This window comes from Cupriavidus sp. D384 (assembly GCF_001652915.1).
Classification (GTDB): domain Bacteria; phylum Pseudomonadota; class Gammaproteobacteria; order Burkholderiales; family Burkholderiaceae; genus Cupriavidus.
Genome location: NZ_BBQI01000090.1, coordinates 214,598 through 232,389, shown reverse-complemented (window position 1 = coordinate 232,389; position 17,792 = coordinate 214,598). Strand labels below are relative to the sequence as shown.

Sequence of the window (17,792 nt, the reverse complement as noted above, 5' to 3'; positions counted from 1 at the left end):
CAGGAGGAAAAGCATGAGTGTGATCGAAGTCAAGGTGCCGGATATCGGCGATTTCGACGCGGTGGAAGTGATCGAGGTGCTGGTCAAGGCCGGCGATACGGTCGAGGAAGAGCAGTCGCTGATCGTGCTGGAAAGCGACAAGGCCAGCATGGAAGTGCCGTCGTCGTCCGCCGGCAAGGTGGTGGACGTCAAGGTCAAGGTGGGCGACAAGGTGGCCAAGGGCACGGTGATCTGCACGGTGGAAGGCGGCGCGGCCGCTGCCCCGGCGCCGGCACCTGCTGCGGCCCCCGCGCCGGCGGCAGCTCCGGCTCCGGCCGCCGCGCCGGCCGCGGCCCCTGTAGCTGGCAAGCACAGCGGCAGCGCCGACATCCAGTGCGACATGCTGGTGCTGGGCGCTGGCCCCGGTGGTTACTCGGCCGCCTTCCGGTCGGCCGACCTGGGCATGAACACGGTCCTGGTGGAACGCTACGGCTCGCTGGGCGGCGTCTGCCTGAACGTGGGTTGTATTCCGTCGAAGGCACTGCTGCACAATGCGGCCGTCATCGACGAGGCCAAGGCCCTGGCCGCGCACGGCATCCTGTTCGGCGAAGCCAAGATCGACCTGGACGGCCTGCGCCATTACAAGGAATCGGTCGTCAGCAAGCTGACCGGCGGCCTGGCCGGCATGGCCAAGGCGCGCAAGGTGCAGGTGGTGCGCGGCATTGGCACGTTCCTGGACCCGAATCACCTCGAAGTGCAGGAAACCGAAGGTGATGCCAAGGCTACTACGGGCAAGAAGACCGTGATCCGCTTCGAAAAGGCGATCATCGCGGCCGGCAGCCAGGCTGTGAAGCTGCCGTTCATCCCCGAAGACCCGCGTATCTTCGATTCGACCGGCGCGCTGGAATTGCGCGACATCCCGAACAAGATGCTCGTGATCGGCGGCGGCATCATCGGCCTGGAAATGGCCACCGTCTACAGCACCCTGGGCGCACGCATCGACGTGGTCGAAATGCTCGACGGCCTGATGCAGGGCGCCGACCGCGATCTGGTCAAGGTCTGGGACAAGATGAACAAGCAGCGCTTCGACAACGTGATGCTGAAGACCAAGACGGTTGGCGTGGAAGCCAAGCCGGACGGCATCTACGTCAAGTTCGAAGGCGAGGGTGCCCCGGCCGAACCGGTTCGCTACGACGCCGTGCTGGTGTCGGTGGGCCGCACGCCGAACGGCAAGAAGATTGGCGCCGAGAAGGCTGGCGTGGCCGTGACCGACCGTGGCTTCATCGACGTCGACAAGCAATTGCGTACCAACGTGCCGCACATCTTCGCGATTGGCGACATCGTCGGCCAGCCGATGCTGGCGCACAAGGCCGTGCACGAGGCACACGTGGCCGCCGAGGCCGCCCATGGCGAGAAGGCGTACTTCGACGTCAAGCAGATTCCGTCGGTGGCCTATACCGATCCTGAAGTGGCCTGGGCCGGCTTGACCGAAGACCAGTGCAAGGCGCAGGGCATCAAGTACGGCAAGGGCGTGTTCCCGTGGGCCGCTTCGGGCCGCGCGATCGCCAATGGCCGCGACGAAGGCTTTACCAAGCTGATCTTCGACGAGGAAACGCACCGCATCATCGGTGGCGGCATCGTCGGCACCCATGCGGGCGACCTGATCAGCGAAGTCTGCCTGGCCATCGAGATGGGCGCCGACGCCGTGGATATCGGCAAGACGATCCACCCGCACCCGACGCTGGGCGAGTCGATCGGCATGGCCGCCGAGATCTACGAAGGCGTCTGCACCGACGTGCCGCCGCCGCGCAAGCGCTGATTGGGCCCGTCGCAATGAAGAAGCCCGCCATCCGGCGGGTTTCTTTTTGAGGTCAATTATTCAATTAACCGCCATGCATTTCCGCCAACGTCGAGCGGGCGAAAAAAAGCCCGGCAACCTGCTTGCAGGGCCGGGCCTGAACGATACCTTTTGGAATCGGTACCGAGGAGACATCGGTACAGGGCGGTGGACAGGGCGAAAAAATCGCTCCGGTCTTCGCTTCCGTTGGCAAAACACCCATGTCCGCTCGGCGGGGGGATGCTTTGCCAACGGACCGGCCGAAGCCGGTGCGCTGGAGAACTACGGTGCCTTAGGCGGCAGCAGCCGACTTCTTGGCGGCGGTGCGGGCCGTGGCGCTGGCTTGCTGGGCAGCCTTCGTGGCGGCCGTGGCGGCAGCCTGGAAGTTGCTTTCGGCCATTTCAACAGCCTGCTTGGTGGCCTTCTGGACCGACTCGTAGGCGTTGTTGGCAGCCGAGATGGCCGACTTCACGATGGCGACGGTCGATTCCGAACCGGCCGGGGCGTTCTTGGCGAAGTTGTCGACCAGGGCTTGCACGTTCTTCGTGCCTTCGGCCAGCTGGGCTTCGGCAACCTTCGTGAACTCGCTTTGGGTTTCCGAAGCGATTTCGTACAGGTGACGCGTGTAGGCCAGGGTCTTTTCGGCAACCGGCTGCACCAGGGCAGCCTGGATGGCCAGCAGTTCCTGGGCATCCTTGGCACCAAGGGCCTTCTTGGCGTTGTCGACGTTCTCGGCGAACGTAGCCTTGACCACTTGCAGGTTCAGCTCAACGAGCTTCTCAACGCCTTCGAAGGCCTTCGAGGTCAGACCGAACAGGGTCTCGAGGTTGGCTTTTTGTGCAGCTGCAACTTGTTCCGGGGTCAGGATCATTGCTGGTCTCCAGTGGTGAACTTCAAGGTCAAGCAAAAGTAAAATTAAGCCGCCCAGATGTCAGGGCCATGACTTCAAGTGTCTGGCCAGCCCGAGCGTACCTTCGTATGTTCGTCGGCGTTTTCCGAGATCGCCTCGGTCTTTGATGCGCCGCAACAATTCCAATTCTAAGCAAGGCAAATTGGGTGTCAAGCGGTTTTTGTGCGGCGCACCAAAAATACCGGGGGAATGCCGTTCAGAAGGGCATTGCGGGCCACTATCCCGCCATGGGTAAGGGTTTGTCCCGATCTGGGTAGTCGTCGCAGAGGTGGTGCGACGCGAGAAAAACGGGTGTTTCACACGCTTTGCGGCATCGCCACGGGCCTGCCGTCGCACTCGGTGCTACCATCGCTGACTGTCCGGTCGGTAAATGACGTCAACACGCCACTTGCCGGCCAAGATCCCCGCGCCCCGACCCCCAGCGCCCCTGATGCTAGCCTTCTACGCCGACCACTTCGTCCTGCCACTGCCGCCCGGACATCGCTTTCCCATGCGCAAGTACAGCATGCTGCGCGATGCCGTGGTGCGCGAGGTGCCGGGGCTCGAATTGCACGAGGCACCGCGTGCCGGTGACGACGCGCTGGCACTGGCCCATTCTGCCGGCTATATCGCCGACGTCTCGGCAGGGCGGCTGGACCCGGCGCGCCAGCGCGAGATCGGCTTTCCGTGGTCGCATGAGATGGTGGAGCGCTCGCGGCGGTCTGCCGGCGCCACGATTGCGGCCTGCCGTACCGCGCTGACGCAGGGCATTGCGGTCAATCTGGCCGGCGGCACCCACCATGCCTACGCCGACAAGGGCGGCGGCTTCTGTGTGTTCAACGACGCCGCCATCGCTGCGCGCCAGCTGCAGCGTGATGGTCAGGTGCGGCGTGTGGCCGTGATCGATCTCGATGTCCACCAGGGGAACGGCACGGCGTCGATCCTGCGCGACGATCCCACGGTCTTCACGCTGTCGCTTCACGGCGAGAAGAACTATCCGTTCCGCAAGGAAGCCAGCGATCTCGATATCGGGCTCCCCGATGGCTGTGACGACGATGGCTATGCCGCCGCGCTGGCCGGCGCGCTGGAATCGCTGAAGGCGCGCTTTGCTCCCGATCTGCTGATCTATCTGGCCGGCGCCGACCCGCACGAAGACGACCGGCTGGGGCGCCTGCGCCTGACGATGGCGGGCCTGGCCCGGCGCGACACGATGGTGTTCGACTTTGCCTTGTCGCAACGACTGCCGATTGCCGTGGCGATGGCCGGCGGCTATGGCAACCACATCGAGAACACCGTGGCCGTACACACGCAGACCGTTGCGCTTGCAGCAGCCTGCCATGCACGCTTTGGTGCGTTGGATGCGGGGCTTTCGTCGCCGCTGCCGGCAGCGGCCGCATGATGGCCTTCGATGCATCGCAAAAAACTTGGAACCTTGTGGCACACCGTGCGCTCATACGGACCTCCCGTGTGGCTGCGGCGGCGCCGATTCCGTCTTCACCCGATGTTGTCCTGAACCGATACCGATGAAGCCCGAGCCCGATCGCCGTAGTGCGTACGCGCACTTTCAACCCATCACGACGCGTTGGATGGATAACGATGTGTATGGCCACGTGAACAACGTTGTCTACTACAGTTACTTTGATACCGTCGTGAATGCGTACCTGATCCGGGAGGGCGTGCTCGACATCGAGGCCGGTGCCACGATCGGCCTGGTCATCGAGACGCAGTGCAACTATTTCTCGTCGCTGAGCTTTCCCGATACGGTCGTGGCGGGCCTGCGCGTGGCGAAGCTGGGGAATTCCAGCGTGCGTTACGAAGTGGGACTGTTCCGCAACGACGAGGATGTGGCGGCGGCGCAGGGGCACTTCGTGCACGTGTACGTGGATCGCGAAACACGCAGGCCGGTGGCTTTGCCGCCGGCGTTGCGTCAGGCATTGCAGGCGCTGGTCGTTGGCCAGCCAGAATGAACAAGATTTGAGGAGACCACAGAGCATGTCGCACGCAGATGACGCCGCGATTGTCGATCGCGCCATCACGACACGCCGTTCGGTTCGCGCGTTCCTGGACACACCGGTGCCGCGCGAGACCATCGAGGAAATTCTTGCCGTAGCCAGCCGCGCGCCGTCGGGTACGAACACGCAGCCCTGGAAGGTCTATGTGCTGGCAGGCGATGCCAAGGCGCGCTTCTGCGCCGATGTGCTCACCGCCTACGACGATCCCGAGCGCGATGCCAAGTATCGCGAGGAATATCCGTACTATCCGCGCGAATGGGTCGATCCGTACCTGGCGCGCCGCCGCAAGGTTGGCTGGGACCTGTACAGCCTGCTGGAGATCAAGCGCGAGGACAAGGCGCGCATGCACGAACAGCATGCCCGCAACTTCCGGTTCTTCGATGCGCCGGTCGGCCTGATCTTCACGATCGACCGGATCATGGAGCAGGGCAGCTGGCTCGATTACGGCATGTTCCTGCAAAGCATCATGGTGGCGGCGCGGGCGCGCGGGCTGGATACCTGCCCGCAGGCGGCGTTCACGCAATTCCACGCGATCATCAAGCAGCACCTGCTGCTGACCGAAGAGGAAATGGTGGTGTGCGGCATGTCGCTGGGTTATGCAGACCCGAGCGCCACAGCCAATCAATTGACGACCGAGCGTGAACCGGTAAGCGGGTTCGTGCGTTTCCTCTCCTGATTGCCCGGATAGATCTCAGGATTCCGCCATGCAGACCGTTATCGACAGAAACCGGCACGGCACAAAGCGCGTTGACGTGATCCGTCACCGACGACGATGCTGGCGTGACGCCTGAGGCCTGCAGGGCAAAAAACTGTTGTATTTGCGTTAGCAGTGATGTGATTTGTATGGCTCTTTTTCCGTAATGCGGAAATGTTTGCGAATCAAACTTTAAAGAGTCGCTGTAAGTCATTAATCTTGCTAAGAATTTCTTAATTTCCTACACTAGCGCCATTCCGTATCCGCGCTGAACAGATCATGTTCCGGACCGATTCCTTCATGTCCCGACTCTTTGGCCTTCCCCAACTGACCGCTATCGCCACCTCGGCGCTGGTGTCCGTTGCCCTGCTGGCGCCGCCGGCAGCGTACGCAGCGACGAAGTCGACTGCGACGAAAACTTCGGCCAAAAAGACCGAAAAAGCCTCTAAATCCACCAAAAAGGTGACTTCCGCGAAAGCGGAAGCGTCTCCACGCAAGGTGATTGTCGTCAAGAACGGCAAACGCACCGTGGTGGCCAGCCGCGCCGCGCCGGTGCGAGCCGCGTTCGTGCCGGCCAAGCCGTCGCTGGGCGAGGCCATGGGCCTGCGCGATACCGAGGACGCGCTGTCGCTGCGTTCGTCGGTGGCGCTGGTCATGGACCAGAACACCAACGAGGTGCTGTTCCAGAAAAACCCGACAGCAGTGCTGCCGATTGCGTCGATCACCAAGCTGATGACCGCGCTGGTGGTGATGGATTCGCACCTGCCGATGGATGAAATGCTGACGGTGAGCGAGGACGATCGCGACACCGAGAAGCACAGCAGCTCGCGCCTGCGCTTCGGCACCACGCTGACGCGCCACGAAATGCTGCTGCTGGCGCTGATGTCTTCGGAAAACCGCGCTGCGTCGGTGCTGGGCCGTAGCTACCCGGGTGGATTGCCGGCGTTTGTCGGCGCGATGAACAAGAAGGCGCGCGAACTGGGCATGAACGACAGCCACTTCGTCGATTCGAGCGGCCTGTCGAGCAGCAATGTGTCGAGCGCCATGGACCTGGCTCGCCTGGTCAACGCCGCCTACCGCAACCCGACCATCCGCGAATTCTCGACGCAGCCGGAGCATGAGGTCAGCGTGTCGGGCCGCACGATGCACTACGTCAGCACCAACCGCCTGGTGCGTGGCGGCAGCTGGGATATCGGCCTGCAGAAGACCGGCTACATCTCGGAGGCCGGCCAGTGCCTGGTCATGCAGACCCGCGTGAACGATCGCAACGTGGTGATGGTGTTCCTGGACTCGGTGGGCAAGCTGTCGCGCTTTGCCGATGCCACGCGTGTGCGCAACTGGCTTGAGCATCAGCCATCGTCGGCAGGGGGCCAATCGCGCCCTTTTCCTTCGACACCCAACCTTACGCAGGGTCCTAGATCCCCTGCAGCTGTCTTGGTATCGCAGCAGTCGCATGGCACCTGAGCTGTAGCCATTGCGCCATGGAAAACGCGCCGTGGGGTGTCAGACCCCCGGCGCGTTCTTTTTTGCCCGTCCGCTGGTGCAGGTCGTCGCCGGGCAGGCGACAGCCAGCCAGGATCAGGCCGTCGGCTCGGGCACGTAGCCCATGCCCCGCGAGATCTGCAGCGCGGTTTCCTTGAGGTTCTGCAGCCAGCTGTCCTGCAGGCGGTCGGCCGGGGCCGACAGCGACAGGCCAGCGACGAGCCGGCGGGAGTCGTCGTAGATGCCCGCGGCAATGCAGCGCACGCCCAGTTCCAGTTCCTCGTTGTCGCGCGCATAGCCGTTCGAGCGCACCCAGCTCAGTTCGCGTTCGAGCTTGGGCAGATCGGTAATCGACGTACGCGTATGGCCTGCCAGCCCGGTGCGCGTGGCGTAGGTACGCACGCGCGTGGCTTCGTCCGCGGCCAGGAACAGCTTGCCGACCGACGTCAGGTGCAGCGGGGCGCGCCCGCCAATGGCGCGCACGACCTGCATGCCCGAGCGTTCGCTGTAGGCGCGTTCGATGTAGACGATCTCGTCGCCCTGACGTACCGACAGGTTCACGGTTTGCCCCGTCACGCGATGCAGGGCCCGCATCGGCGCCAGTGCCGCGTCGCGGACCGAAAGGCGTGCCTTGACCAGGTTGCCCAGTTCCAGCAGGCGCATGCCCAGGCGGTAGCTGCCGGGGTCGGAGCGATCGACAAAGCGGCAGGCCACCATGTCGTTCAGGATGCGGTGCGCGGTGGACGGGTGCAGGCCGGTGGCCAGCGACAGCTCTTTCAGGCTGACGGGATCCGCGTGCTGGGCCAGCGCGTCCAGCAGCGTCATCATGCGCTCGATCACCTGGATCGAGGTCTTGCCGGGTGACTTGTCTGCTTCTGCCATGTGGAAAAATGTTGCCGTGCGGCAAATCAAGCGTTTGCCTGATTCTATCTCGCATCGTGAAAATTTCAACAGATGAAACGTGATTTTCGAGATTTCCCTCCATAGATGACGCGTGGCAAGTTGCCGCCCATGAGCCACTTTGCATTGCCAGATGAACAGGATTGCGGCGCCAGATGCCCGCAGCGGTGGGGCAAAGGGGCATAATTGCGAGGTTTCAGGGTCTGGAAAAGGAAGTCATGCGAATCGGACTGTTCGCCACCTGTCTGGTGGACCTCATGCGCCCCGAAATCGGGTTTTCGGTGCTGAAGCTGCTGGAATCGGCCGGTTACGAGGTGATGGTGCCCGAGGCGCAGACGTGCTGCGGACAGCCGGCATACAACTCGGGCGAGCGAGCCGTGTCGCGCGATCTGGCCGAGAAATTCCTGCGTGAATTCGAGATGTTCGACTACGTGGTGGTGCCGTCCGGCTCCTGTGGCGGCATGATCCGCCACCACTACCACGACCTGCTGCGCGACGATCCCGAACTGCATGGCCGCTACGAGCGGCTGCGCGAACGCGTGTTCGAACTGACCGATTTCCTTGTCAACGTGGCGAAGCTGGACAAGCTCGACTCCGGCTTTGCGGGCCACATCACCTATCACGATTCGTGCTCGGGCCTGCGCGAACTGGGCGTCAAGCAGCAACCGCGCGCCTTGCTGGGCAAGCTGTCCAACGTACAGCTGACCGAGATGAAGGACTGCGAGGCCTGTTGCGGGTTTGGCGGCACGTTTTCGGTCAAGTACGGCAATATTTCCACGGCGATCGTCGACGAGAAGTGCGCCAACATCAAGGCCAGCGGCGCCGACGCCGTGGTGCTGGGCGACCTGGGCTGCATGCTCAATATCGAAGGCCGGCTGCGCCGCTCCGGCGATTCGCAGACGCGCGTGCTTCATATCGCGCAGGTGCTGGCCGGCGACGCCTGACGCGCGAACCACAAGAGAGCCCCCACGATGCAAGTGCATAGCATGGAATTCAAGGCGCGCGCCGGGCAGAAACTGGCCGATCAGCGCCTGCAGCAGAACCTCAAGAAGCTGTCGACGAAGTTCGTGACGGCCCGCGCCGACGCCATCCGCGACATCGACTTCGACGCCACCCGTGCTGCGCTGAAGGAACGCCGCAACCGTGCGCTGGAAAACCTCGACGTCTGGCTTGCAACGTTTGAAGAAAATGCGACCAGGCGTGGTGCCACGGTGCTGTTCGCCGAGACCACGGCCGATGCTGCCCGGCTGGTGGCCGAAATCGCCCAGAAGCACGGCGTGAAGAAGGTCATCAAGAGCAAGTCGATGGTGACCGAGGAAATGCGCCTGAACCAGGTGCTGGGCGAGATGGGCGTGCAGAGCATCGAGACCGACCTGGGCGAGTACATCCTGCAGATCAACGATGCCGAGCCGCCTTCGCACATCATTGCGCCGGTGATCCACAAGGACAAGGACGAGATTGCCGACCTGTTCGCCAAGGTCCACAACAAACCGCGCCTGACCGACATTCCCGAAATGACGCGCGAGGCGCGCGAAGTGCTGCGCCCCGAGTTCCTGTCGGCGGACATGGGCGTGACCGGCGGCAACTTCATCATTGCCGAGACCGGCTCCGTGGCCGTGGTCACGAACGAAGGCAATGAAGGCATGTGCACGATCATGCCGCGGGTGCATGTGGCCGTGACGGGCATCGAGAAAGTGCTGCCGACGCTGGAAGACCTGGCAACCGTCATGCGGCTGCTGCCGCGTTCGGCCACCGGCCAGGCCATCTCCAACTATTTTTCGCTGCTGACCGGGCCGCGTGCCGAAGGCGAACGCGACGGCCCTGAGCACATGTACTTCGTGCTGGTCGATGGCGGCCGCAGCGGGCTGATCGGTGGCGAATTCCAGGAGATGCTGCGCTGCATCCGCTGCGGCGCGTGCATGAACCACTGTCCCGTGTACCAGAAGATCGGCGGCCACGCCTACGGCTGGGTCTATCCCGGCCCGATGGGCAGCGTGCTGACGCCAAGCTACGTCGGCCTGGCCAATGCGGTGGATCTGCCGCAGGCCGCCACCCTGTGCGGCGAGTGCAACCGGGTGTGTCCGGCGTCGATTCCGCTGTCCGACCTGCTGCGCAAGCTGCGCGAGAAGCAGATGGAGCGCCACCTGCGCCCATGGCAGGAGCGCGTGGCGCTGCAGGTCTGGGGCTACGTGGCCCGGCGGCCGGACCTGTATGCCTTTGTCACGCGGATGGGGGCGCGTATGCTGTCACGCATGGGCGGCCGCAGCAAGCTGATTGCCAGCCTGCCAATGGCGGGCAAGGGCTGGACCGAAACACGCGACATGCCGGCCCCGAGCGGCCGCACATTCCGCGAGCTTTACAAGGAAAGGAGGGCGCGTTCATGAGCGCCAATCAGGAAACGCTGGCCGTCATGCGCCAGGCTTTGGATGCCCATCTGGCGGGCACGTTGCCCCCCGGCGAACTGATCGCCAGGTGGCGTGCCGCGGCGCCGTCGCTGACGCTGCCGCCCGTGTTCGGTCAGGCAATGGAGGAATTGCTACGTCGGATGGAGATGGCGGCAGTGTTCGCGCAGGATAGCTGCTCGTTTTCGAGCACGGCGGTGACGGAACAGCTCGGGAAGTGGCTGGACAAGGCCGGGGCGGCTTGAACCGCTGAGTGACTGTGCTCCTCTCTCCCGCCCTGCGGGAGAGAGCGCACATCATGGGCTGCTGGGCGCCTTAGCTCAGCAGCAGCGCATCGTCATCAAGTTGCTCATGCCGGGTCTGCTCGAACATCTTGAGCAGGTCGGGCACGTCGAGGCCCTTGCGCTGGTCGCCCGACACGTCGAGCACCACCTGACCCTGGTGCAGCATCACGGTGCGCTGGCCGTAGTCCAGCGCCTGGCGCATCGAGTGCGTGACCATCATCGTCGTCAGCTTGCTTTCCTCGACGATGCGCGCAGTCAGTTCCAGCACGAACGCGGCCGTCTTCGGGTCCAGCGCCGCCGTGTGCTCGTCGAGCAGCAGGATGCGCGACGGTTGCAGCGATGCCATCAGCAGGCTTACCGCCTGGCGCTGGCCGCCCGAGAGCAGGCCGATGCGGTCGGTCAGACGGTTTTCCAGGCCCAGGTTCAGCAGGCGCAGCTTGTCGCGGAACAGTTCGCGCGACTGCTTGTTCAGCGCCGGACGGAAACCGCGGCGCGACCCACGCGCCATGGCCAGCGCCATGTTTTCCTCGATCGTCAGCGCCTCGCAGGTGCCGGCCATCGGGTCCTGGAACACGCGGGCCACCAGATGTGCGCGATCCCAGGCGGGCTGGCGCGTGACATCGGTGTCGTCGATCATGATGCGTCCGCTATCGACCATCGTGTCGCCGCTGACGGCGTTCAGGAAGGTCGACTTGCCAGCACCGTTGGAGCCGATCACGGCCACGAACTGGCCGGCCGGGATCTCCAGGCTCAGGCCGCGCAGGGCGCGGTTTTCGATCGGCGTGCCCGGATTGAAGGTGAGCTTCAGGTTTTCAGCGCGCAGCATCTCAGGCACCTCCGTTCTTGCGGGCGAACAGCTTCTTGCGCGTGGCCGGCAGCACCAGCGCCAGCGTCACCAGCGCGGCGGTCACCAGGTTCAGATCCTGTGCCTTGAGGCCGATGAACTCGGAATTCAGCGCCAGCGCGATGAAGAACCGGTAGAGGATGGCACCGATCACCACGGCCAGCGTCACATACACCAGGCGTCGCGCCGGGATGATGGTCTCGCCGATGATGACCGCAGCCAGGCCGATCACGATCGTGCCGATACCCATCGAGATGTCCGAGCCGCCTTGCGTCTGGGCGAACAGGGCACCCGCCAGGGCCACCAGCGCGTTGGACAGCGCCATGCCGGCCAGCGTGGCGCGCCCGGTGGGCACGCCCTGGGAACGCGCCATGCGCGGATTGGCGCCGGTTGCGCGCATGGCCAGGCCAAGCTGCGACGAGAAGAACCAGTCCAGCGCGAGCTTGGCGATGACCACCACCACGAACAGCACCAGCGGGCGCAGCACGTAGTCGGGCATCCATTCGGGCTGCAGGATCGTGAAAATCGTCGGCTCGGTGATCAGCGGCACGTTGGGGCGACCCATGATGCGCAGGTTGACCGAGTACAGCGCGATCATCATCAGGATACTGGCCAGCAGATCCATGATCTTCAGGCGCACGTTGAGCCAGCCGGTGATCCAGCCGGCCATGGCGCCGGCCACGATGGCGGCCACCGTGGCGATGAACGGATCCTGTCCGGCGGAGATCAGCGTGGCGGCGACAGCGCCACCCAGCGGGAAACTGCCGTCGACGGTCAGATCGGGGAAGTTGAGGATGCGGAACGAGATCAGCACCCCGAGCGCCACGAGGCTGAAGATCAGGCCGATCTCCAGGGCGCCCAGCAGGGAAAAGAGGGACATTGGGGGAATCCTTTGCAGGCCGTCCGGCCGGCCCGGATAGGGCCATTGGGGGCGCTTCGGGCCGCGCGCCACAGGGTAGGGCGCGCGGCATCCGGCGGTATTACTTGATGACGGTCTTGGCTTCCTTGATCAGGTCCGGCGACAGGGTCACGCCTTGCTTCTCGGCGGCGCCCGTGTTCACGAACAGCTCAAGGTTGTCCGACGTCTGCGAGGCAATCGCGCCCGGCTTCTCGCCCTTCAGGATGCGCACCACGACCTTGCCGGTCTGGTGGCCGAGGTCGCCGTAGTTGATGCCCAGCGCGGCGATGGCGCCACGCTTGACGCTGTCGGTGTCGGCAGCCACCAGCGGGATCTTCGATTCGTTGGCGACCTTCACCAGCGACTCATAGGCCGACACGACGTTGTTGTCGGTGTTCGTGTAGATCACGTCGACCTTGCCGATCAGGCTCTTGGCAGCCGGGCCGATATCCACGGTGCGCGGTGCCGCGGCTTCCTTCAGCGACATGCCTTGCTTGGCCAGCAGGTCCTTCAGTTCCTTGACCACCACCACCGAGTTGGCTTCGCCGGGGTTGTACACCATGCCGACGGTCTTGGCCTTGGGCACCACGCGCTTGATCAGCGACACCTGCTTGTCCAGCGGCAGCTTGTCCGACACGCCCGTCACGTTGGTGCCCGTTGCGCTCCAGCTCTTCACCAGTTGCGCGGCCACCGGATCGGTCACGCCCGAGTACACCACGGGCACGGTCTTGGTCGCGGCGACCACGGCCTGGGCCGACGGCGTGGCGATGGCCACGATCGCGCTCGGCTGGTCACCCACGAACTTGCGGGCGATCTGGGCAGCGGTGCCCGGGTTGCCCTGGGCGCTCTGGTATTCCCACTTCAGGTTCTTGTCGGCGTCGTAGCCGGCGGTCTTCAGCTCGTCGCGCACGCCATCGCGGATGGCGTCGAGAGCCGGGTGGTCCACGATCGACAGGACCTTCACGGTCGCCGTCTGGGCCTGCACGGCGCCGCCGTAGAGCAGGGCCAGCGCTACCGCGCTGCCGAGGATGGACTGGGTGGTGGATGCCTTGAGACGCAGCATGTAATTGTTCTCCCCCGAGGGTTCGGTGCTTTTCAGTCAGTCAGCCGCAAACGGTACGACAGCCGTCCTGACGGGTGCCGGCAGGACGATCGGACGTTCTGCCGGACAGCCCGACGGTCCGGATGCGGACGCGGCGCGCCCGGCGGCAGGTGCGGGCACGCGCATGGTCACATCGGATACGACGGCGCGAAGCCTGCGAGCATACCATTTCCGGCCCCTGCTGGGATCGCTTTTGGTGCTGCATCGCGCCATATCCTGCTGTAAAACACCTTCCAAGGGAGGGTGTGCCGCAAGATATTGCGCGAGATTGTCATTTTTCGCGGAAATGCGCCCGATGGCCCACTCGGGATGGCGCCCCTCGCGACGTTGCCGGAAGGCTACTTGCGCAGGGCGGCGGCGCAGTCGCGCACCAGCGTCGGGCCGCGGTAAATCAAGCCACTGTAGACCTGTACCAGTTGCGCACCGGCATCGATTTTGGCCTTGGCGCCCGCACCGTCGAAGATGCCGCCCACGCCAATAATTGGCAGATCATTGCCGACGACACGGCGCAGTTCACGCACCACGCGCGTCGACGCCTCGAAGACGGGGCGCCCGGACAGGCCACCGGCCTCGTCGGCATGGCGCAGGCCCTTGACCGCGTCGCGCGAGATGGTGGTGTTGGTGGCGATCACGCCGTCGATGCCATGGCGCACCAGTGCATCGCCGATATTGCGAATCTGGTCGTCGTCGAGATCGGGCGCGATCTTCAGCGCCACCGGAACGTAGCGCTTGTGCTGGTCGGCCAGGCGCTGCTGCGCGGCCTTGAGCGTGGAGAGCAGGCTGTCCAGTTCGCTGGCGCCCTGCAACTGGCGCAGGTTCTTGGTGTTGGGCGACGAGATATTCACCGTCACGTAGCTGGCATGCGGATAGACGCGCTCCAGGCAGTACAGGTAGTCGTCGGCCGCACGTTCGATCGGCGTATCGGCGTTCTTGCCGATATTCAGGCCCAGGACGCCGCCCTCGGCCTTCCAGCGCGAAGCCTGCACGTTGCGGATGAAGGCGTCGACGCCGCCGTTGTTGAAGCCCATGCGGTTGATCAGCGCGTCGGCCTGAGGCAGCCGGAACATGCGCGGACGCGGGTTGCCGGCCTGCGCACGCGGCGTGACAGTGCCGACTTCGATAAAACCAAAACCGAATGCGGCCAGTCCGTCGATGTATGCGCCGTCCTTGTCCAGGCCGGCAGCCAGGCCCACGGGATTCGGGAAGCGGATGCCCATCACGGTGCGCGGATCGTCGGCAATGCTGTTGCCGAGGCAGCCGGCCAGGCCCATGCGCTGGGCGCGCATCAGGTTGTTCAGCGTGAAATGGTGGGCGTCCTCCGCGTCCATGGAGAACAGGGCGGGGCGAAACAGGGGATAGAGCGCGTTGAGCACGGAGTGGGGCGCGGCCGGAGCCGGCGAGAAGTCGGAACCAGGGCGGCATTGTAGCCGTTCAGGCCGCCTTTGCCCCAGAAACGCGCCGTTCTGGCGCGTATCGTTCGGATTCGTCCCGAGCTGGTCGTCTTGGAGGGGGGGGGAGCGTGCCTTGGCCGGGGCGTTTGCGCAGGGCCTATTCCTGCGCCGGCCCGGGGTTGGCCTGGGGTTGCGCGTCCGGCGTCGCGGGCGCGCCTTCGAACGCGTGCCACTGGTTGCCGGTCAGCACCTGCAGCGGCTGGAAGCGTGCCTTGTAGGCCATCTTGCGGCTGTCGGCAATCCAGTAGCCGAGGTACAGGTGCGGCAGGCCCAGTTCGCGGGTCTGATTGATCTGCCAGAGGATGTTGTAGGTGCCGTAGCTCGTGCCGGTCACCAACGGGTCGTAGAACGTGTAGACCGACGAAAGCCCGTCGTCGAGCACATCGATCATGCTGACCATGCGCAGCTTGCCGGCCTCGGGCGACCCGGGCGGCTCGCGGAACTCCACCAGCCGGGAATTCACGCGGCTTTGCAGCAGGAACTGCTCGTACTGATCGCGGCTGTCCTGGTCCATGCCGCCACCCGCGTGGCGCATCGACTGGTAGAGCAGGTACAGCGCGTAGTGCTCTTCCACATATGTCAGTGGCGCCACCAGCGCCTGCAGGTCCTGGTGCTGCTTCCATGCGCGGCGCTGGCTGCGGTCGGCTTCGAACTGGTCCACCAGCACGCGGCACGGCGTGCAGGCGCGGCATTCGTCGCAATAGGGCCGGTACGTGAAGATGCCGCTGCGGCGAAACCCGGCCCGTACCAGCCTGGAGTAGACGTCGGCGTTGATCAGGTGGGCAGGCGTTGCCACCTGCGAGCGGGCCATGCGGCCTTCCAGATAGCTGCAAGCGTAGGGCGCCGTCGCATAAAACTGCAGCGCGGAAAGCGGTAGTTCCTTCAGCTTGCTCATGACGTCGAATGAGGGGGCGGCGCGTCGGACGCCGGCATGGCGGGTCTGAATGGCAGTCTATCAGAGCCCATTGGGGCACGTCTGCAAGCCGCATTGGCGCGCCGGCTCGCATTTTGAGATTCCTCGCATTGTTTTCAGGGCAGAGGCTTTCTACGATGGGCTTTCTGATACTTCAGGAGCACATCATGGCATCACTGCCGTTTGAGGAGGGGTTGGGAAAGACGCAGTCCGGTGTGACGCTGGTTGCGGGCTACCCGGTGGGGCGGTGGACACGCTATGCGGATATGGCGGCGGTGGCAGGCGTCGGTCTCGGGCTGCTCGCCGCACTGTTTGGCATCCTCGATTACCAGCGCAAGGTCTACGGCGACATGTTGAAAACCGAGATTGGGGCCGTGGTATCCACGATGTCGGAAATGGACAAGCGGCTCAGTGGTGAAATCGTGGCGCTGGACAAGAAGCTCAGCGGCGAAATGAAGGGGCTGGAAGCGCGCCTCGGCGACAAGATCGACGACACGAACCGTCGCATCGACGAAACCAATCAGCGTCTTTCCGGACTGGAAAAGGAAGTCGGCGGCATCAATGTCCGCTTGGGCCGGCTGGAAGGAAAGGTCGGCAAGTGAAGGCGCTCAGGTGGCGCCGTTGGCGCTGTTCGTGCCGGCCCAGCGGCGCAGTTCGCCCTTGTCAAAACGCCATGGTTCGATGGCCGGCGAGGCCGCTGCGGCGCGGACATGCGCGATGAAGTCCGTACGCGCGATCGGTGCCGCGCCCAGCGAGGCCAGGTGGTCGGTCTCCTGCTGGCAGTCGATCATGGTGACGCCATGGCGTTCCAGGAACGCGCAGAGCGCGGCCAGTGCAATCTTCGAGGCATCGGTCCGATGGGCGAACATCGATTCCCCGTAGAACATGCGTCCCAGCGCCACTCCGTACAGGCCCCCGACGCGCTCGCCCTGGTACCAGGCTTCGACGGAATGCGCCAGGTCCAGCCGGTGCAGGGCAACGTACGCGGCAATGATCTCGTGGGTGATCCACGTGCCCAGCTGGCCGTCGCGCGGTGTCATGGCGCAGGCGCGCATGACAGCCGAGAAATTGTCGTCGACGCGGATTTCCCAGTCGGGGTCGCGCAGCACGCGCCGCAATGTCTTGCGCAAGGAGGGCGATACCTTGAGGGCGGAAGGCGCCAGCACCATGCGCGGGTCTGTGCTCCACCACAGCACGGGCTGGCCTTCGGAGTACCACGGAAAGATGCCCTGGCGATACGCCAGCAGCAGGCGCTGCGGTGTCAGGTCGCGGCTGGCCGCGAGCAGTCCGGGCGCGTCGCTGGCAGGGCCGAGCGCGCGCTCGACCGGCGGAAACGGATCCTGCGGGTCGAGCCAGGTGATCATGCCGGGAAGGTGGGCGGCGGCGCCGGGGCGCCGTTACGGTGTGACCGTTGCGCGGCTGGTGAGCGGCCGCATCGGCTTGTCGATATCGAGCGTGTGCAGGCGGAAATCGCCTGCGGCGATCCGGCCAGCGGCGCGGTCGGCAAAGAAGCAGCGCAGCGTGTGGATCACGGTCGGAAAGGCCAGGTCGTCCCAGGGGACGTCGGCTTCGTCGACGAGCTTGACCTCAAGGCTTTCTTCGCCGGGTGCGATGTCCAGGTCGTTCAGCTGCGCCAGGTAGAACAGATGCACCTGATGCACGTGCGGGACGTTGAGCATCGAAAACAGCTCGCCTACCTCCACGCGTGCGCCGGCTTCTTCGAGTGTCTCGCGCGCCGCAGCCTGGGCCGTGGTTTCGCCAATTTCCATGAAGCCGGCCGGCAGCGTCCAGAATCCGTAGCGCGGCTCGATGGCGCGCTTGCAGATCAGGATCTTGTCTTCCCAGACCGGAATCGTACCCACGACGTTGCGCGGATTGACGTAGTGGATGGTGCCGCAGTTATCGCACATGCTGCGCGGGCGGTTATCGCCTTCGGGCACGCGCAACACAACCGCATGACCACAGTTCGAGCAGAATTTCATGGGAGGCGTCCGGGAAGAATGGGGGCAAGTGTATCACCGCGCCGGAGACTCGCTTTGGCGCCTGCGTGATGTGGCGCGCGCAGCGTGGTGATGGTGTGCGGCGCCGGACTTGCGGCATGCACG

General features: G+C 64.4%; 18 protein-coding genes. 9 read left to right on the top strand and 9 right to left on the bottom strand.

Going from position 1 to position 17,792, the window contains the following annotated elements; genetic code table 11:
* Positions 1-13: 13 nt before the first annotated feature.
* Entirely contained in the window at positions 14-1,798 is a 1,785-nt protein-coding gene (lpdA, locus tag A9J21_RS18830) for a dihydrolipoyl dehydrogenase (protein WP_066738459.1), read from the top strand.
* Between the two features lie 310 nt (positions 1,799-2,108).
* Here the strand turns inward: lpdA and phaP1 are convergent, their stop codons facing one another.
* Entirely contained in the window at positions 2,109-2,687 is a 579-nt protein-coding gene (phaP1, locus tag A9J21_RS18825) for a TIGR01841 family phasin PhaP1 (RefSeq protein WP_066738456.1), read from the bottom strand.
* Between the two features lie 469 nt (positions 2,688-3,156).
* On the opposite strand from phaP1, the gene A9J21_RS18820 reads away from it, so the two are divergent.
* From A9J21_RS18820 to pbpG, 4 genes are all read left to right on the top strand, one after another.
* A complete protein-coding gene (locus A9J21_RS18820; RefSeq protein ID WP_066738453.1) occupies positions 3,157-4,104 on the top strand; it encodes a histone deacetylase in 948 nt (315 codons plus the stop codon).
* 124 nt (positions 4,105-4,228) lie between these two features.
* Positions 4,229-4,672 (top strand): thioesterase family protein, encoded by a 444-nt coding sequence (locus tag A9J21_RS18815; protein ID WP_066738451.1) that lies wholly within the window; start codon positions 4,229-4,231, stop codon positions 4,670-4,672.
* A 25-nt stretch (positions 4,673-4,697) separates the two neighbouring features.
* Positions 4,698-5,393 (top strand): nitroreductase, encoded by a 696-nt coding sequence (locus A9J21_RS18810; RefSeq protein WP_066738441.1) that lies wholly within the window; start codon positions 4,698-4,700, stop codon positions 5,391-5,393.
* 297 nt (positions 5,394-5,690) lie between these two features.
* Positions 5,691-6,875 (top strand): D-alanyl-D-alanine endopeptidase, encoded by a 1,185-nt coding sequence (pbpG, locus tag A9J21_RS18805; protein ID WP_066738439.1) that lies wholly within the window; start codon positions 5,691-5,693, stop codon positions 6,873-6,875.
* A gap of 114 nt (positions 6,876-6,989) precedes the next feature.
* Here the strand turns inward: pbpG and A9J21_RS18800 are convergent, their stop codons facing one another.
* Entirely contained in the window at positions 6,990-7,775 is a 786-nt protein-coding gene (locus A9J21_RS18800) for an IclR family transcriptional regulator (protein ID WP_066738436.1), read from the bottom strand.
* 236 nt (positions 7,776-8,011) lie between these two features.
* Between A9J21_RS18800 and A9J21_RS18795 the strand changes: the two genes are divergently transcribed.
* The 3 genes from A9J21_RS18795 to A9J21_RS18785 are packed head-to-tail and all read left to right on the top strand — an operon-like array spanning position 8,012 to position 10,440.
* On the top strand, positions 8,012-8,737 hold the full coding sequence (locus tag A9J21_RS18795; protein WP_066738433.1) for a (Fe-S)-binding protein: 726 nt from the start codon (positions 8,012-8,014) through the stop codon (positions 8,735-8,737).
* 27 nt (positions 8,738-8,764) lie between these two features.
* A complete protein-coding gene (locus A9J21_RS18790) occupies positions 8,765-10,177 on the top strand; it encodes a LutB/LldF family L-lactate oxidation iron-sulfur protein (protein ID WP_066738430.1) in 1,413 nt (470 codons plus the stop codon).
* Positions 10,174-10,440, top strand: coding sequence for a hypothetical protein (locus A9J21_RS18785; RefSeq protein ID WP_066738427.1), 267 nt, complete (start codon positions 10,174-10,176; stop codon positions 10,438-10,440). Before A9J21_RS18790 ends, A9J21_RS18785 begins: the two co-directional genes overlap by 4 nt.
* 70 nt (positions 10,441-10,510) lie before the next feature.
* Here A9J21_RS18785 and A9J21_RS18780 read toward each other — a convergent pair whose 3' ends face one another.
* The 5 genes from A9J21_RS18780 to A9J21_RS18760 form a co-directional block, all read right to left on the bottom strand.
* Positions 10,511-11,305 (bottom strand): ABC transporter ATP-binding protein, encoded by a 795-nt coding sequence (locus A9J21_RS18780; protein WP_066738424.1) that lies wholly within the window; start codon positions 11,303-11,305, stop codon positions 10,511-10,513.
* 1 nt (position 11,306) lies between these two features.
* On the bottom strand, positions 11,307-12,203 hold the full coding sequence (locus tag A9J21_RS18775) for an ABC transporter permease (RefSeq protein ID WP_066738421.1): 897 nt from the start codon (positions 12,201-12,203) through the stop codon (positions 11,307-11,309).
* Between the two features lie 100 nt (positions 12,204-12,303).
* Positions 12,304-13,284: an ABC transporter substrate-binding protein gene (locus A9J21_RS18770; RefSeq protein ID WP_066738419.1), complete on the bottom strand. Its 981-nt coding sequence runs from the start codon at positions 13,282-13,284 to the stop codon at positions 12,304-12,306.
* Between the two features lie 377 nt (positions 13,285-13,661).
* The gene (locus A9J21_RS18765; RefSeq protein ID WP_066738416.1) at positions 13,662-14,696 is read right to left on the bottom strand and encodes a quinone-dependent dihydroorotate dehydrogenase; all 1,035 of its coding nucleotides are present in this window, start codon (positions 14,694-14,696) and stop codon (positions 13,662-13,664) included.
* Between the two features lie 175 nt (positions 14,697-14,871).
* Positions 14,872-15,669, bottom strand: a complete 798-nt coding sequence (locus A9J21_RS18760) for an arginyltransferase (protein ID WP_066738413.1) — start codon at positions 15,667-15,669, stop codon at positions 14,872-14,874.
* A 185-nt stretch (positions 15,670-15,854) separates the two neighbouring features.
* Between A9J21_RS18760 and A9J21_RS18755 the strand changes: the two genes are divergently transcribed.
* A complete protein-coding gene (locus A9J21_RS18755) occupies positions 15,855-16,289 on the top strand; it encodes a hypothetical protein (RefSeq protein WP_156546002.1) in 435 nt (144 codons plus the stop codon).
* Between the two features lie 6 nt (positions 16,290-16,295).
* On the opposite strand, the gene aat is transcribed toward A9J21_RS18755, so the two are convergent.
* Entirely contained in the window at positions 16,296-17,051 is a 756-nt protein-coding gene (aat, locus tag A9J21_RS18750) for a leucyl/phenylalanyl-tRNA--protein transferase (RefSeq protein WP_066738408.1), read from the bottom strand.
* A 33-nt stretch (positions 17,052-17,084) separates the two neighbouring features.
* Positions 17,085-17,669, bottom strand: coding sequence for an NUDIX hydrolase (locus A9J21_RS18745; RefSeq protein WP_066738405.1), 585 nt, complete (start codon positions 17,667-17,669; stop codon positions 17,085-17,087).
* Positions 17,670-17,792 lie beyond the last annotated feature (123 nt).